The organism is Pseudomonas trivialis, from assembly GCF_036864995.1.
GTDB classification, from domain to species: Bacteria; Pseudomonadota; Gammaproteobacteria; order Pseudomonadales; family Pseudomonadaceae; genus Aquipseudomonas; species Aquipseudomonas trivialis.
In genome coordinates this window covers 2,311,568-2,327,325 of record NZ_CP142151.1, presented here as the reverse complement: position 1 = coordinate 2,327,325, position 15,758 = coordinate 2,311,568, and the positions used below count along the sequence as shown (strand labels likewise).

The 15,758-nt window shown below is 62.6% G+C and carries 12 protein-coding genes and 1 pseudogene; 5 read left to right on the top strand and 8 right to left on the bottom strand.

Features of this window, described 5'->3' with window-relative positions:
* Positions 1-25: 25 nt before the first annotated feature.
* From VRB54_RS10305 to VRB54_RS10290, 4 genes are read right to left on the bottom strand one after another with little or no spacing between them, the layout of a single operon-like run.
* On the bottom strand, positions 26-889 hold the full coding sequence (locus tag VRB54_RS10305; protein WP_338480699.1) for an SMP-30/gluconolactonase/LRE family protein: 864 nt from the start codon (positions 887-889) through the stop codon (positions 26-28).
* 22 nt (positions 890-911) lie between these two features.
* Entirely contained in the window at positions 912-2,492 is a 1,581-nt protein-coding gene (locus tag VRB54_RS10300) for an aldehyde dehydrogenase (NADP(+)) (RefSeq protein ID WP_338480698.1), read from the bottom strand.
* A 13-nt stretch (positions 2,493-2,505) separates the two neighbouring features.
* The gene (araD1, locus tag VRB54_RS10295) at positions 2,506-3,498 is read right to left on the bottom strand and encodes an AraD1 family protein (RefSeq protein ID WP_338480697.1); all 993 of its coding nucleotides are present in this window, start codon (positions 3,496-3,498) and stop codon (positions 2,506-2,508) included.
* A gap of 15 nt (positions 3,499-3,513) precedes the next feature.
* A complete protein-coding gene (locus VRB54_RS10290) occupies positions 3,514-4,836 on the bottom strand; it encodes an MFS transporter (protein ID WP_338480696.1) in 1,323 nt (440 codons plus the stop codon).
* Positions 4,837-5,028: 192 nt separating this feature from the next.
* Between VRB54_RS10290 and VRB54_RS10285 the strand changes: the two genes are divergently transcribed.
* Positions 5,029-6,765: an IlvD/Edd family dehydratase gene (locus VRB54_RS10285; protein WP_338480695.1), complete on the top strand. Its 1,737-nt coding sequence runs from the start codon at positions 5,029-5,031 to the stop codon at positions 6,763-6,765.
* A 48-nt stretch (positions 6,766-6,813) separates the two neighbouring features.
* Positions 6,814-7,536 (top strand): FadR/GntR family transcriptional regulator, encoded by a 723-nt coding sequence (locus tag VRB54_RS10280; RefSeq protein ID WP_338480694.1) that lies wholly within the window; start codon positions 6,814-6,816, stop codon positions 7,534-7,536.
* Between the two features lie 102 nt (positions 7,537-7,638).
* Here VRB54_RS10280 and VRB54_RS10275 read toward each other — a convergent pair whose 3' ends face one another.
* Together VRB54_RS10275 and VRB54_RS10270 are read right to left on the bottom strand one after the other, a co-directional pair.
* Positions 7,639-9,771 (bottom strand): TonB-dependent receptor, encoded by a 2,133-nt coding sequence (locus tag VRB54_RS10275; protein WP_338480693.1) that lies wholly within the window; start codon positions 9,769-9,771, stop codon positions 7,639-7,641.
* A 203-nt stretch (positions 9,772-9,974) separates the two neighbouring features.
* Positions 9,975-11,066: an NADH:flavin oxidoreductase/NADH oxidase gene (locus tag VRB54_RS10270; RefSeq protein WP_338480692.1), complete on the bottom strand. Its 1,092-nt coding sequence runs from the start codon at positions 11,064-11,066 to the stop codon at positions 9,975-9,977.
* 93 nt (positions 11,067-11,159) lie between these two features.
* Here VRB54_RS10270 and VRB54_RS10265 point away from each other — a divergent pair, with 93 nt between their 5' ends.
* Complete coding sequence (locus VRB54_RS10265; protein ID WP_209981353.1) at positions 11,160-11,459, top strand: ArsR/SmtB family transcription factor; 300 nt, start codon at positions 11,160-11,162, stop codon at positions 11,457-11,459.
* Between the two features lies 1 nt (position 11,460).
* On the opposite strand, the gene VRB54_RS10260 is transcribed toward VRB54_RS10265, so the two are convergent.
* Both VRB54_RS10260 and VRB54_RS10255 read right to left on the bottom strand, forming a co-directional pair.
* On the bottom strand, positions 11,461-12,519 hold the full coding sequence (locus VRB54_RS10260) for a GGDEF domain-containing protein (RefSeq protein WP_338480691.1): 1,059 nt from the start codon (positions 12,517-12,519) through the stop codon (positions 11,461-11,463).
* A 26-nt stretch (positions 12,520-12,545) separates the two neighbouring features.
* Positions 12,546-13,382, bottom strand: a complete 837-nt coding sequence (locus tag VRB54_RS10255) for a hypothetical protein (RefSeq protein WP_338480690.1) — start codon at positions 13,380-13,382, stop codon at positions 12,546-12,548.
* A 262-nt stretch (positions 13,383-13,644) separates the two neighbouring features.
* On the opposite strand from VRB54_RS10255, the gene VRB54_RS10250 reads away from it, so the two are divergent.
* Entirely contained in the window at positions 13,645-14,535 is an 891-nt protein-coding gene (locus tag VRB54_RS10250; RefSeq protein WP_338480689.1) for a bestrophin family protein, read from the top strand.
* Positions 14,536-14,675: 140 nt separating this feature from the next.
* Positions 14,676-15,758 (top strand): annotated as a pseudogene (locus VRB54_RS24545) (HAMP domain-containing protein); the annotation flags it as partial.

Sequence of the window (15,758 nt, the reverse complement as noted above, 5' to 3'; positions counted from 1 at the left end):
GTTTTTGAATGTTCGTTTTTAAGGCTTATCCGGCAAAGCGGTGACAGGGCTTGCCTGCCACGTCGACCTCCATGGCCAGCACCGCCCCATCCAGCGGATGGCCCAAGGGGCTGGCGGCACTGGTGATGTACAGCGTGGTGAGGTCCGGCCCGCCGAACACGCAACTGGTGGGGCGACTGACGGGCAGCTCGACGATGCGGTCGACCTCCCCGGCAGGCGTCAGGCGCAGCAGGCAGCTGCCGTCCCAACGCGCGTTCCAGATATAGCCGTCGGCGTCCATGGCCGAGCCGTCGGGCCCGCCGCGCGCATGCGGGCCGAACCACAGCTGCGGCGGCTCAAGCTGACCGTCCGCCTGGATGCCATGCCGATACAGCGTGGCGTCCATGCTGTCGCCAAAATGCACCTGGCGGCCGTCGTCGCTCCACAGCAAGGTGTTGGGAATGCCCAACCCGCTCAGCAGCGGCGTGACCGTCGCATCGGCATCGATGCGAAATAGCCCGCCGGAACGCCGGGTGATGGGCAGGTCTTCACCCTGCTCGCCGATATTATTCTGCATGGTGCCCAGCCACAGCCGGCCCTGGGCATCGCAGCGCGCTTCATTGCCACGGTTGCCCGCCTGCGGGTCGGCCACGCACAGCAGGGTCAGCGCTTGGGTGACCAGGTCCAGGCGATACACGCCACTGCTCAAGGTCACCAGCGCGTCGCCGCTATCGCACGGGATAAACGCCGAGACGTGCTCGGGCAATTGCCACACCTGCAGTTGCCCGCCCATCAGGCGCAGGGCCTGTTTGCCGGCGATATTCACCCAGTACAGCGCCTGGGTGGGCGCGTCCCAGAACGGCCCCTCGCCCAACTGCGCACGGTGCGGGGTAACGGCGATAAACGACATGACGCCTCCTGATCCGGGTTGTTTACAGCGCCTCGCGCGACGGCGTGCCGTCCACCAGCCGCTGGATACGCAGCGGGTTGGCATTCTTCAGCGCGTCGGGCAGCAGGCTGTCAGGGTAGTTCTGGAAACACACCGGGCGCAGGAAGCGGTCGATGGCCAGGGTGCCGACCGAGGTGCCACGGGCATCGGACGTCGCCGGGTACGGGCCGCCGTGCACCATCGAATCGCACACTTCCACGCCGGTCGGGTAGCCGTTGAGCAGGATGCGCCCGACTTTCTGTTCCAGCAGGGGCGTGAGCTCGGCGAACTGTTGCAGGTCGCCCGGCTCGCCGATCACCGTCGCCGTCAGTTGACCGTGCAGGCCGTGCAGCGCGGCGCTGAGATGTGCCTGGTCAGCGACTTCGACAAACACTGTGGTGGGGCCGAACACTTCTTCCTGCAGGACTTCATCGCCGTCGATCAGCAACTGCGCATCGGCCTTGAACAACTGCGGTTGGGCTTGATTGCCGGCCTGCGCAGTGCCTGCCAGATGCTGGATGCCGGGGTGTGCCAGGAGTTTTTCCAGGCCCTTGCCGTAGCTGCCGAGGGTGCCGGCATTGAGCATGGTTTGCGCCGGTTGTTCACCGATCAACTGCGCCACCTGCTGAGTGAATGCGGTAAAGGCCGGCGACGCAATGCCGATCACCAGGCCCGGGTTGGTGCAGAACTGGCCGCACCCCTGCACCACCGAGGCGGTCAGGTCGCGGGCGACGGTTTCGGCGCGGGCTGCGAGGGCCTGGGGCAGCACGATCACCGGGTTGATGCTCGACATCTCGGCAAACACCGGGATCGGTTGCGCACGCGCCGCCGCCATGTCGCACAGTGCGCGGCCGCCCTTGAGCGAACCGGTAAAGCCCACGGCCTGGATCGCCGGGTGCTTGACCAGGGCTTCGCCGACGCCACCGCCGAAGATCATATTGAACACACCGGCCGGCATCTCGGTGGCCTCGGCCGCACGGATGATCGCGTTGGCCACCTGCTCGGCCGTGGCCATGTGGCCGCTGTGGGCCTTGAACACCACCGGGCAACCGGCGGCCAGCGCTGCGGCGGTGTCGCCGCCGGCGGTGGAGAATGCCAGTGGGAAGTTGCTTGCCCCGAACACCGCGACCGGGCCGAGGCCGATGCGGTATTGACGCAGGTCCGGGCGCGGCATGGGCTGACGGTCCGGCAGCGCCTTGTCGATACGCGCACCGTAGAAATCACCTCGGCGCAGCACCGTGGCGAACAGGCGCATCTGGCCGCTGGTGCGCCCGCGCTCGCCCTTGATACGCGCGGCCGGCAATGCGGTTTCGCGGCATACCAGCTCAATGAAGTTGTCGCTCAACCCGTCCAGTTCATCGGCGATGGCATCGAGAAACTGCGCACGGCGCGCGGCGCTCAACGCACGGTAAGCCGGGTAAGCCTGGGCGGCGGCCAGGGCGGCGGCGTCGACCTCTTCAGGGGTGGCCTGGTAGAAATCCTGGGGCAAGGCCTCGCCGGTGGTCGCGTCGACGCTGTGCAGCTTGACGCTGCCGTTGGCGCTGCGCTGGCCGCCGATGTAATTGTGGCCGAGGAACTGGGTCATGGTGAGGTCTCCTTTAAAGGGTGATGACGTTGCCGGGTTCGAATGCCGCGGCACTGCTGCCGACTCGGTTGACCAGCGGCGCGCCGAATTCGGCCTGGCTGATCTCGAACACATCGCCGGGCTGGGTACGTATACCGTCGGCGAATGACAGCGTGGCGGTGCCGAAGAAATGAATGTGCACGTCGCCGGGCTTGAGGAACTGACGGTACTTGAAGTGGTGGTATTCGAGGTTTTCCAGGCTGTGGCACATATTGGCCTCACCGCTGAGGAATTCGTTCCGCCAGATTTCTTCGCCGTTGCGCAGGATGCGGCTGGTGCCGGCCAGGTGCTGGGGCAGCTCGCCCACGCGCAGCTCCGGGCCGTAGCTGCAACTGCGCAGTTTGGAATGGGCCAGGTAGAGGTAGTTCTTGCGCTCCATGATGTGGTCGGAGAACTCGTTGCCCACCGCAAACCCCAGGCGATACGGCTTGCTGTCGGGGCCGATGACGTACAGGCCGCCGATCTCCGGTTCTTCGCCGGCGTCTTCGGCGAACGGCGGCACCGGGAAGGCCTCGCCCGGGCGCACCACGGTGCTGCCGTCGCCCTTGTAGAACCACTCTGGCTGCACGCCCGCCTGGCCGGCTGCGGGTTTGCCGCCCTCCACGCCCCATTTGAAGATGCGCATGGTGTCGGTCATCGCGCCTTCGTCGCCGACCTGCTGGTGCATCTTGTCGCGCGCCGAGGCGCTGCCCAGGTGGGTCAGGCCGGTGCCGCTGATCAGCATATGCGCCGGGTCCGGGTGGTCCAGCGGCGGCAGGATCTTCAGGTCGGCGAGCAGCGCCGGGTAATCATGGCGGTCGCCCAGGCCCAGGCGCTCGACCTGCTGCGCCAGGCCCACGCCTGTGTCGATGGCCGCCAGGGCCAATTCGCGCACGCTGTGGGCGCCCTGCACTTCACGCAACGTGTCGCCATCGACAACACCGACGCGACGCTCACCGTTGCGCAATTCGAACTGGACTAAACGCATATCTGTTCTCCTGAGTTAAGTACGTGTGGCGCCACGGGCGCTGGCGGCGAACTGGTCGGCAGGCAGTACATGCCGGCGCTCGAGCAGACGATAGACCACCAGGGTCAATACCAGCCCGAAGAGCATCACCGCAGACAAAAAATACAGGCCCGACGCCAGATTACCGGTGTATTCCTTCAGCGCGCCGATCACGAACGGGCCGATATAGCCACCGAGGTTGCCCACCGAGTTGATCAGCGCAATGCCCGCCGCCGCACTCGCGCCGGCAAAGAAACGCCCCGGCAAGGTCCAGAAGACTGCCGTGCAGGAAAACATCGCGAACGCCGCCAGGCACAGCGCGGCCATCTGCAGCACCGGCGCACTCAGCCACGCGCTGAAGAACAGGCCGGTGGCGCCCAGCACATAAAGCACGGCGAGGTGGCCATAGCGATCATTCAAACGGTCGGAACTGCGCGGAATCAGCAGCAGACCGATGATGCCGAACAGATAGGGCACGGCCGAGATGAAACCGGTGGTGAGGTCGCTGCCGCCGAACTGCTTGATCAGGGTCGGCAGCCACAGGCCCAGGCCGTAGATGCTCAGGGTCACCGGCAGATAGAACAGCGCCAGCAGCAACACGCGCGTGTCCTTGAGGGCGTGCAGCGGGTTGCCGTGACGGGTCTGGCCGTAGGCTTGCAGGTCTTTGTGCAGCTCGCCGCTGAGCCAGGCTTTTTCGTCCTCGCTCATCCATTTGACCTGCTGCGGGCCGTCCGGCAGGTAGCGCAGCACCGGCCAGGTGAGCAGGATCGCCGGGGTGCCGATCACGATGAACAGCCATTGCCAGCCGTGCAGGCCGAGGATGCCGTCCATGCCGAGCAGGCCGCCGGAGACGGGGCCGGTGATCATCATCGCAATCGGCTGGGACAGGATGAACAGCCCGAGTATCTTGCCGCGATGGCGCACCGGGAACCACTGGGTAATGTAATAGAGCACCCCGGGAAAGAAACCCGCCTCCGCCGCGCCGAGCAGAAAGCGCATCACATAGAAGCTGTGCGGACCTTGCACGAAGGCCATGCCGATGGTGATGACGCCCCAGGTGATCATGATGCGCGCGAACCAGCGCCGCGCGCCGAAGCGGTCGAGCATCAAGTTGCTGGGAATCTCGAACAGGAAGTAGCCAATGAAGAACAGCCCGGCGCCCAGGCCATAGGCTGCATCGCCAATACCCACATCGGCGCCCATGTGCAGCTTGGCAAAGCCCACGGCGGAACGGTCCACGTAGGCAATCAGGTACAGCAGGATCAGGAAGGGAATCAGTTTCAGCGTGATACGCCGAATAAGCCGCAGTTCCTGGCTCATGGGGGTCGATCTCCGATTGTTGTTCTTATAGAAGCTCGGGGACGCCTCTGACGAAAAAGCGTCAGGGTCATACCTCAGTTGAGGCTGACTATATAGTAGGACTATTTGCAAAACAACACTTCCAAAGCTGCGAATTTGCGCTTATGTTTAGCCGCAGATAGAACATATAGTCATACAATAAGAGAATCGATCATGTCTGATAAAAAGCCCGGCCTACGCTCCGCCCAGTGGTTTGGTACTGCCGACAAAAACGGCTTCATGTACCGCAGCTGGATGAAGAATCAGGGCATTGCCGACCATCAGTTCCATGGCAAGCCGATCATCGGTATCTGCAATACCTGGTCGGAGCTGACCCCGTGCAACGCGCATTTCCGCCAGATTGCCGAGCATGTCAAACGCGGCGTGATCGAGGCCGGTGGCTTCCCGGTGGAGTTTCCGGTGTTCTCCAATGGCGAATCAAACCTGCGCCCCACCGCCATGCTCACGCGCAACCTGGCGAGCATGGACGTGGAAGAAGCCATTCGCGGCAACCCGATTGACGGCGTGGTGCTGCTGACCGGTTGCGACAAGACCACCCCGGCGCTGCTGATGGGCGCCGCCAGTTGTGACGTGCCGGCCATCGTGGTCACCGGCGGACCGATGCTCAACGGCAAGCACAAGGGTCAGGACATCGGCTCGGGCACCGTGGTGTGGCAGCTCAGTGAACAGGTCAAGGCCGGCACCATTACCCTCGATGATTTCCTCGCGGCCGAGGCCGGCATGTCGCGCTCGGCGGGCACCTGCAACACCATGGGCACCGCCTCGACCATGGCCTGCATGGCCGAGGCGCTGGGCACTTCACTGCCGCACAACGCGGCGATTCCAGCGGTGGATTCGCGGCGCTATGTGCTGGCGCACATGTCCGGCATGCGCGCGGTGGAGATGGTGCGCGAAGACTTGCGGTTGTCGAAGATCCTTACCAAGGAAGCGTTTGAAAACGCAATTCGCGTCAACGCGGCCATCGGCGGTTCGACCAATGCGGTGATTCACTTGAAGGCCATTGCCGGGCGCATCGGTGTGGAGCTCGACCTGGACGACTGGACCCGCATCGGCCGGGGCATGCCGACCATTGTCGACCTGCAGCCGTCGGGGCGCTTCCTGATGGAAGAGTTCTACTACGCCGGCGGCCTGCCGGCGGTGCTGCGCCGTCTGGGTGAAGCCAATCTGATCCCGCACCCGAACGCTCTCACCGTCAACGGCAAGTCCCTGGGCGAAAACACCAAGGACTCGCCGATCTACGGCCAGGACGAAGTGATCCGTACCCTCGACAACCCGATCCGCGCCGACGGCGGCATTTGCGTGCTGCGGGGTAACCTGGCGCCGCTGGGTGCGGTGCTCAAGCCCTCGGCGGCGAGTGCCGAGTTGATGCAGCATCGCGGCCGTGCTGTGGTGTTCGAGAACTTCGACATGTACAAGGCGCGCATCAACGACCCGGAGCTGGACGTGGATGCCAACTCGATCCTGGTAATGAAGAACTGCGGGCCCAAGGGGTATCCAGGCATGGCCGAGGTGGGCAACATGGGCCTGCCGGCCAAGCTGCTGGCCAAGGGCGTGACGGACATGGTGCGTATTTCCGATGCACGCATGAGCGGCACCGCGTACGGCACGGTGGTGTTGCACGTGGCCCCTGAAGCCGCTGCGGGCGGGCCGCTGGCCACGGTGCAGGAAGGTGACTGGATCGAACTGGACTGCGCCAATGGCCGCCTGCACCTGGACATCTCCGAGGCCGAGCTGGCAGCGCGCATGGCTGACCTCAAGCCTGTGCAGAACCTGATCGTCGGCGGCTATCGCCAGCTGTACATCGACCATGTTCTGCAGGCGGACCAGGGCTGCGACTTCGACTTTCTGGTGGGTTGCCGCGGCGCGGAAGTCCCACGGCATTCCCATTAATCGGGATGCTATGATGCGCCGAATCTAAGCCAGAGCCTGCCTGTCGTTATGGATCACCAGCCGCCCAAGCCGCGCAAAAGCATGCATGCCCAGATCGTTCAGGACTTGGGCATGCACATCGTTTCCGGTCGCTTCAAGCCCGAAGAACGGCTGCCCATGGAAGCCACGCTGTGCGAGGAATACAAGGTCAGCCGTTCGGTCCTGCGCGAGGCCACCCGGGTGCTGAGCGCCAAGGGGCTGGTGTATTCCAAGCCCCGGGTCGGCGCGGTGGTGCGGCCCCGGCTGAAGTGGCATCTGCTCGACCCGGACGTGCTGTCCTGGTTGATGCAGTCCACGCCCCACAGTGAGTTTTTCAACACGCTGGCCGGCGTGCGGCGCATCCTCGAACCGGAAATCGCCGCGATGGCCGCGACCACTGCCACCGACGAAGACATCGCCGGCATCGAGCAGGCCTACCTGGGCATGGAAACCGCGAAAACCCACGAACAGCTGTTGCAGGCCGACCTGGACTTTCACCGCGCCATCGCCGACGCCACGCGCAACGACCTCCTCGCCTACATGTGCAACATGCTGTCGCTGCCGTTGCGCGAATCGATCAACATCACCAACCGCCGCCCGGATATCCAGGGCCTGAGCCTGCCCCGGCACAAGGCGATCCTCACCGCGATCCAGAACCGCGACGCCCTGGGCGCACGGCACGCCTCGCTGGTGCAACTGGATGACACCCGTGTGGCGCTGGATACGGTGATGAACGTGTTGACGCCGCTCTAAAGCGGCTTCCCCGAATCTTCAACCCGGTCCTGTGGGGGGCGGTCCTGTTGTGGCGAGCGGGCTTGCCACAGCAAGCCCGTTCGTCATAGGGATAGCTCAGGGTCAGAGGGTGTAGGAGATCCCCACCTGCACGGTGCGTGGTTCACCCGGATACGCATAGAAGTTCAGGAACGAGCCCTCTTCATACTCCTTGTTGAACAGGTTCTTCACGTCCAGGTTCAGCCTGACCTTTTCGTTGACCTTGTAGTAACCGAGCAGGTCGACCACGGTGTAGGAGCCCATGGTGAACGTCGAGTTGCTGGTCTGCCCGGCGCGCTCAGCGACGTATTTGCCGCCTGCGCCCAGCCCCAGCCCCTTGAGCGTGCCGTCCTGGAACTCATACACGTTGAGCAGGCTGAAGCTGTTGCGTGGGATGTTGGCCAGGCGTGTGCCGGTGCGCACCGTGGTGTCCTTGGTGACGGCGGCATCCACGTAGGCATAGCCGCCGATCACTCGCCATTGCGGCGTCAGGTTGCCGGCCACGTTGAGGTCAAACCCGCGACTGCGCACCTGGCCCGTCGCAACGTTGAAGGCTGAGTCGAGCGGGTCGATGCCCTGCACGTTTTTCTTCTCGATCTGGTAGATCGCCGCGTCAACGCTCAACTGTTCCAGCGCCTCCCACTTGAGCCCCATCTCATAGGACTTGCCCTGCTCCGGATCGAACCCGCCACCCAGGCGGCTGGCTCCGGTGTTGGGTTTGAACGAACGCGCGGCATCGGCGTACAGGGCTACGGTGTCGGTCAGGTCATACATGATGCCGACCCGAGGGGTGACGGCGTTGTCGGCCGCGTCCCAGGGTCTCACGCCAGGCACATAGGACGTGTACTGATGCTCGAAACGCTCGAAGCGCGCACCGGCCAACACGCGCAGGCGTTCGGTCAACGCCACCTGGTCCTGGACGAAGGCGGCGTAGGTCTTGAGGTTTTCCTTGTCGTGGGTGGGGGTGCGGGTCAGCGCCGGACGCGGCTGGCCGTAGACCGGATTGAAGATGTCGATGGGGAACGTACCCATGGCCGCGCTGGAACGCTGGATGATCGACTTGTAGTCGTAGTCTTCGTACTCGACACCGGTCAGCAGCGTGTGTTCGAAACCGCCGGTGGAGAAGTGCCCGGTCAGGTTGAGCTGGTAGTCCTGGTCGGTCCATTCCAGCTTGCGGTAGTTGAAATTGCGTTGCAGGGTGCGGCCGTCGGCGCCCAGGCTGGAGGCGTTGTTCGCCTCGACGCCGTCGCCCTTCATGGTGCCGTCCAGCCACTGGACACCGCCGCCGAGGGTCCAGTTGTCGTTGAGCATGTGCTCGAAACGCAGCTGGGCCATGTTGTTGTCGTTGTGCAGGTCACCGGCGTATTTTTCGCCCCAGAAGGTATCGCGCGACGGCGTGCTGCGCTGGTTGGCGAAGCGGGTCAGGCCACGATCCAGAGGGTGATTGTTGCGGATGAAGTCGCCTTCGAAGATCACCTTGGTGGCGTCGTTGGCCTGCCAGGTCAGCACCGGGGCCACGCCGTAGCGTTCGGTGGATACGTGGTCGCGGAAGGTGTCGCCGCCCTCGCCCACCACGTTCAGGCGGTAGGCCAGACGGCCTTCTTCATCCAGCGGGCCGGACGCATCGAGGGTGCCGCGCTTCATGCCCTGGTCATCGAGCTGGCTGCCGAGGGTGACGGTGCGTTCGGCCAAGGGCTGCTTGGAAACCACGTTGAAGGTGCCGCCGGGATCGCCGCGGCCGTAGAGCATGGTCGCCGGCCCACGCAGCACTTCCAGGCGTTCGATGGTGTTGGCGTCCGGCATGGCCGGGTAGCCACGGTTGATCGGGAAACCGTTGCGGTAGAACTCGGCAGTGGTAAAGCCGCGCACGGTGAAGTTGGTGAGGCCCTGACCGCCAAAGTTGTTCGCCCGACCCACACCGCCGGCATAGTCGAGGGCTTCCTGCAGGCGCGTGGCGCCGATGTCTTCGACCACATCCTTGGGCACCACGCTGATGGACTGCGGGGTTTCATGAATCGAGGTATCGGTACGCGTCGCACTGGCCGAACGGGTGGCGCGGTAGCCCTTGACCGGCCCCTGCGCGGTTTCGTAGTCGGCCGCGCCGGTCACGTTGGTGGCTTTCAGCTCGATACTGGCCTTGTCGGCGGGAGCATCTTCTGCCCAGGTGAACGGAGAAAACGCCTGAAGCACACAGATGGAAATCAGGGTACGACGCATGGATAACGAACCTAGTAAAAAGCCAGATGGGGCGGCATCCCTGCCAATTTCGAGGCGCATGGTATATCAATGCATTCTCGTTTGACATGTATTCTCATTTGTTATTTTTCTTGTGTCCACTTTGTATCAAAGGTGCTACCAAATAAAATCCACGCAAAAAAAAGCCACTCGATCGAGTGGCTCATGCAGCGGTACAGCTCGCCTCAGCGATAGCGTTCCAGCCAATGCGCGTAAGGCGCGGGCAAGGTCCACGAGGCATTTTCCACACCCAGTTCCTTGGCGGCAAAGTACGCCCAGTGCGGGTCTGCCAGGTGCGCGCGGCCGACCGAGACCAGGTCCAACTGACCATTTTGCAAGGCAGCTTCAGCCAGGTCCGGCGTGCCGAAGCCCCAGGCCGAAGTCACCGCAATGCCGGCTTCGCGGCGTACGCGCTCAGCCACCGACCCAAGGAAAGCCGGGCCCCATGGGATGTTGGTGTCAGGAATGGTGAAACCCACGCTGACGCTGAGCAAATCCAGGCCACCGGCCTTGAAGCGGCGGGCCAGCTCGATGGATTCGGTGAGGGTCTGCTCGTCGCGGCCGTCGTATTCGATCACGCCGAAACGCGCAGTCAGCGGCAGGTTTTCCGGCCAGACTTCACGCACGGCGGCCAGGGTTTCCAGAAGGAAACGGCTGCGATTGTCGAAGCTGCCGCCGTAGGCGTCGGTACGCTGGTTGGAATGCTCGGAGAAGAAGCTCTGGCCCAGATAGCCATGGGCGAAATGCAGCTCGATCCACTCAAAGCCGGCGTCACGGGCGCGGCGCGCGGCGTCGACGAAGTCCTGCCTGACGCGGGCAATGTCGTCCAGGGTCATGGCGCGCGGAACGTTGGGCAGGTTGGCACCAAAGGCAATCGCCGAAGGCGCGATGGTTTCCCAGCTACGCGGGTCGGAGGGTGGCATGTGGTCATCGCCTTCCCACGGGCGGTTGGCGCTGGCCTTGCGGCCGGCGTGGGCGATCTGGATGCCCGGCACGGCCCCGGCGGCCTTGATCGCCTTGACCATCGGCACGAAAGCCTGGGCGTGGGCATCGCTCCAGATACCGGCGCAGCCTGGCGTGATGCGCCCTTCCGGTGACACTGCGGTGGCCTCGACCACCAGCAACCCGGCACCGCCACGGGCCATGCTGGCCAGGTGCACGAGGTGCCAATCATTAACCATGCCGTCATCGGCGCTGTATTGGCACATTGGAGGGATCGCAATGCGATTGCGCAGTGTCACATCCTTGAGCGTGAACGGTTCGAACAGTGCAGTCATCGGGAAACTCCAGAAGTGAAGTGGGTAATTCGATAGTTCGATGGTAATCGAACTATGGTATTCGGCGCTACCCCCCTGTTATCATCCGCCGCCATGCGAGCCTTCAAACACCCTGCCCTGCAAGACCTCACACTCGAGCGCCTGCTGTATGCCCTGAGTGATCCCGTGCGCCTGGATATCGTGCGCTGCCTGGCCGGCGTGCCGGAGGCCTCCTGCGGCGAACTGGACGGCGGGCGGCCCAAGTCGAGCATGTCCCACCATTTCCGCGTGCTGCGTGACGCCGGGCTGGTGCACACCCGCAGCGTCGGCACCACTCACATGAACTCGCTGCGCCGCGAGGAACTGGAGACGCGCTTTCCCGGGCTGCTGGCGAGCATCCTGGCCCAGGGCTGAGTCAGGCCCTGGTGGTGACGCGAGTGTCCGCGTCACCGCACTGCTCCCGCACCGGCGCGCCATCCAGATAGACACAGTCCTTGCCGTTGCGTTTGGCCATATACAGGTTGCGGTCGGCATTCTTGAGCACCGTCGACATGTCCGCTCCCGCCGCGAAGCCGGTCATGCCCGCGCTGCAGGTGTAATGATGGGGCGGCGCAACACTGCAGCGAATGTTGTGCAGCAGACGCAACGCAAACGCACTGCCCACTGAAGGGTCGTCCCCCACCAGCAATACGCCGAATTCCTCACCGCCGATGCGACCGAAACTGTGGCTGCCGGGCGTGGCCTTGAGGCAATCGGCCATGGCGCACAAAATCCGGTCGCCGACATCGTGGCCGAACTGGTCGTTCTTGAGCTTGAAACTGTCAATGTCCAGCATCAGGAAATAGCCGCTCTCCCCCGCAGCGATCAACTTGGCGAAACTCTCCATGAGTGCGCGCCGGTTGAGAATGGAGGTGAGGTAGTCCGTCTGCGCCAACACACGAAACTCGCTTTCCACCAGCAGCACGGAACGCAGGTTCTTCAGGTAGGAAAAACTCAGGATGAACCCGATCGACACCGACGCCGCGCAGAAGATGAACAGATAAACCTGCGCGCCCTCATAGAACGACTCGGAGAGGATCGGCCACATCACCGCCCACACCAGCGCCGCGCAGAGCAAAAAGTCCTGTACCGAGATAAACAGCAGCGCGCTGCTGACCACCAGGGTCACCGCCAGCGGCAAGGCAAACACGCGCAGCTCCAGGTTGGCGCCGATCACATGGAAGAAACCGACGCACAGCAACACCATGTACACCACACCCAGCACACGCCAGACGAAAAAGTTGGTGGCCACACGGTGGTAGCCGCACACCAGCAGCAGGCCCAGTGTGATCAGCCCCTCTGCCACACCGGACGCCTTCAAAGGCCCGGCCAGCAACACGCCCAGCCAGGCGATGATGCCGATAAGTTCGGCCTGAGTCACCGCCGGAGACAACAGACGTTGCATGCGCGGCCTGAGTTTCACGTTATTCGGCATCCCTTGACTCCCCGTGCGCTGGCGGTCTATGTGCGGCTGACATGACTCAGTTTAAGACTGTGCAAGCAAGTGGCAAATGAATACGCCATGAATCTTCGAACCAGGTTTATAAAGGACGGCAGTACTTCCAATTGGGTTTTCGAATGCACCTTGAAATACCCTCGATCAGCGCCTTCCTGCACCAGGCGAATAACATGGGTCTTGGACACGGACAGTTGTTCGGCGATAGACAAATAGGAGGACACCCGGAAACTTGCCCCCGGATTATCCGGTGCACAGGCATCGTTATAAATCGCCAGCATCAACATATGCCCGGCATCGCGCTTGACCAGCCAATAACAGTCAGGCAGCAGCAGATCAATCGACAGGTCATTGCCGAGCAGGGTCGCATAACCCTTGAAATAACGGGACAGGTAGGCGTGATCGTCCAACTGCTCCACGCCCGCAAAAATGTCCTGCCCGGCGCACATCAGCTGCGTCGGTTCCACCACCGACCTGAGCAGTAACCTGACCTCCTGACAGGCCTGGGGCGACGGGCCGAATACCCGCAGACGGCTGTCATCGGGGTGCCCCGCCACCTTCATGAAGCCCAATGCGCGAAACAGCAGGAATATCGACTCAAGACTGTTCCGGGAAGAAAAGCCGCGCGCCACACAAAACTCTTTGACCTCGGACAGTAACGGTACCGGTTTGGAAAAATAGGTGCTGAACAACGTAAACGACACCATCAAACGGTTGAACTTCAAAGCCGTCTTATAAAAAAATGCTCTTTTTGAATAGGTCCCCAGTAACATCTTGTAATGAATACGCATGCAAGCGTCAAACTCTACATGCTGCTCAAACGCTTGCACCGACTCTTCCATCGCCAACTTCAACGAACTGCCACACATGAGAAAAAGCCCTGATCAAACAACTTGGATGCACTGATCTCAATTGCAGTACCGATAATGGCGTTTTGCTTTGAGCGCAATCTATAGTGATTAAACAAGCGGACCGCGTCTTTACCAAAATTGTTCCGAAACAGCCTAAGTGGCTTAACCGATTCAGTCCCGCGCCGAACCTTCCCCGCAAGCTGGCGTCCGAGCTAGAGCATAGTCGCTCACCGCCCCGCCGCGAGGTCCTCATTTGAAAGCCGCCATCCTCAAAAAATACCGCCTGATCATCAAGACCATGGGCTACGTGGGCTGGTCCCTGTTCTGGCTATTGCTGTGGGATATCGCCGTGACGGTGGACTTCATGCTGTTCCTCAACGCCAAGGTCAACCTGCCGCTGATGCCGCTCACGCTGCTGGGTTCGGCGTTGATCGTGCTGATCAGCTTTCGCAACAGCAGCGCCTACAACCGCTGGTGGGAGGCACGCACGCTGTGGGGGGCGATGGTCAACAACTCGCGCAGCTTCGCGCGCCAGGTGCTGACCCTGCTTGATGACCCCGGCAGTGAAGTGAACCCGATCAAGTCCACCTTGTTGCGCCGGCATGTGGCCTACGTCAACTGCCTGGCCGCTCACCTGAGGGGCGAGCCGTGCCCCGATGAGGTCCGTGCGTTCATTCCCGCCGAAGAGTTCGCGCGCAATGGCGCCACCAACAACTTTGCCAATGACATTCTCACCGGCTCCGCAGCGATTCTGTCGCGCGAATACAAGGCCGGGCACCTGGACAGCATTCGCCTGGCGCGGATCGAATCAACGATGGTCGATCTGTCCAACGCTCAGGGCGGCATGGAGCGCATCGCCAATACGCCACTGCCCTACCCCTACGTATACTTTCCACGGCTGTTTATCTCGCTGTTCTGCCTGATCGTGCCGGTGGGCCTGGTGGAATCCCTGGGTTGGTTCACACCGCTGGCCTCCACCGTGGTGGGCTTTATGCTGCTGGCCATCGAACGCATTGGCACCGACCTGCAAAGCCCGTTCCGCTCCAGCGAACACCAGATCCAGATGGAAGCCATTTGCGAAACCATCGAGAAAAACCTGCAATCGATGCGCCGTGACACCCTCGCCGATACCACCATCGGCTGATCACGCCCTCCCCTCAAGTGAATGCCCCCTCGGTCGATAAACCGGGGGTACGCATGGCAATCTCCCCTCAAAACAACCCATGCGACATTCAGCGCTAGCGTTTCCCCTTGCCAAAACTATAAATATCCGCGGGTGAAGTCATGAATATCAAGCAGAAGCTGACCTGGGCGTTCGCGGCTATCGCGTGCGTGCCGGTGATCCTTGTCGCGGTGTTGGTCGTAATGAACGTGCGCGAGGGGGCCAAGGCCAATTTCCTCGACAGCAGCGGCCGCGAAATCCGTCAGATCGACAATGGCATGAAGCAGTTTTTCGACGGCATCAGTCAGAACGTCGACTACTTGGCCAAGGACCCGCGCATGGTCGCGGCCAGGGATCTCAAGAGCTACGTGGGCGCCGACGCGGCGAAACTCCCGCTGACCCCGACCAACCAGGAACTGCTGGCGATTTTCGACCAGTTCGCCAAAAGCCATGCCAGCACCGCCTACCTGTCCCTGGGCTTGAGCGACGGCGGCTACGCCAGCTGGCCGGATGACCCCAAGATCAGCAACTACGACCCGCGCCTGCGTCCCTGGTACCAGGCCGCCGTCGCCGCGCCAGGCACCACCGTGCGCACGGGCGCCTATTACTGGGCGCCGGACGATGTGACGCTGATCGGCACGGTGCACACCGTCGCCGATGCCACCGGCAAGATCCTCGGCGTGGTCGGCCTGGACGTGTCACTCAAGCAGCTCACCGAACTGGTGCGCAATATCAAGCTGGGCGACAGCGGCTACCTGATGCTGGTGGAGGCCAATGGCAACGTGCTGGTCGACCCCAGCGATGCCAAACACAACTTCAAGCCCCTGGTCGAGCTGGGCCCCAACTACGCGCAGCTGTCCAAGCGCGGCGACGGCGTGACTCAGGTCGAGATCGACGGCGTGCCCTACATGGCCAACGTGGTCAGCTCCAAAGACCTGGGCTGGCGCTTTATCGGCCTGATCAAACGTGACGAAGTGATGGCCGACGCCACCCGTCTCACCTGGTTGATCGCCGCCATTGCGGCCGCCCTCGCGATTGTCTTCGCCATCGTCGGCGCCAGTTTCGCCCGAGTGATCGTGCGCCCGATTCGTGGCGTGGCCGACGGCCTGCAGGAAATCGCCGAAGGTGAAGGCGACCTCACACGCCAGCTCAAGGTGCAGGGCAAGGACGAAACCGCGATCCTCGCCGGCTGGTTCAACCAGTTC

What these genes read in the sequence shown, in the direction of transcription:
- VRB54_RS10305 (WP_338480699.1), bottom strand. Translation starts at nt 889, where the DNA reads ATGTCGTTTATCGCCGTTACCCCGCACCGTGCGCAGTTGGGCGAGGGG.
- VRB54_RS10300 (WP_338480698.1), bottom strand. Translation starts at nt 2,492, where the DNA reads ATGACCCAGTTCCTCGGCCACAATTACATCGGCGGCCAGCGCAGCGCC.
- araD1 (WP_338480697.1), bottom strand. Translation starts at nt 3,498, where the DNA reads ATGCGTTTAGTCCAGTTCGAATTGCGCAACGGTGAGCGTCGCGTCGGT.
- VRB54_RS10290 (WP_338480696.1), bottom strand. Translation starts at nt 4,836, where the DNA reads ATGAGCCAGGAACTGCGGCTTATTCGGCGTATCACGCTGAAACTGATT.
- VRB54_RS10285 (WP_338480695.1), top strand. Translation starts at nt 5,029, where the DNA reads ATGTCTGATAAAAAGCCCGGCCTACGCTCCGCCCAGTGGTTTGGTACT.
- VRB54_RS10280 (WP_338480694.1), top strand. Translation starts at nt 6,814, where the DNA reads ATGGATCACCAGCCGCCCAAGCCGCGCAAAAGCATGCATGCCCAGATC.
- VRB54_RS10275 (WP_338480693.1), bottom strand. Translation starts at nt 9,771, where the DNA reads ATGCGTCGTACCCTGATTTCCATCTGTGTGCTTCAGGCGTTTTCTCCG.
- VRB54_RS10270 (WP_338480692.1), bottom strand. Translation starts at nt 11,066, where the DNA reads ATGACTGCACTGTTCGAACCGTTCACGCTCAAGGATGTGACACTGCGC.
- VRB54_RS10265 (WP_209981353.1), top strand. Translation starts at nt 11,160, where the DNA reads ATGCGAGCCTTCAAACACCCTGCCCTGCAAGACCTCACACTCGAGCGC.
- VRB54_RS10260 (WP_338480691.1), bottom strand. Translation starts at nt 12,519, where the DNA reads ATGCCGAATAACGTGAAACTCAGGCCGCGCATGCAACGTCTGTTGTCT.
- VRB54_RS10255 (WP_338480690.1), bottom strand. Translation starts at nt 13,382, where the DNA reads ATGGAAGAGTCGGTGCAAGCGTTTGAGCAGCATGTAGAGTTTGACGCT.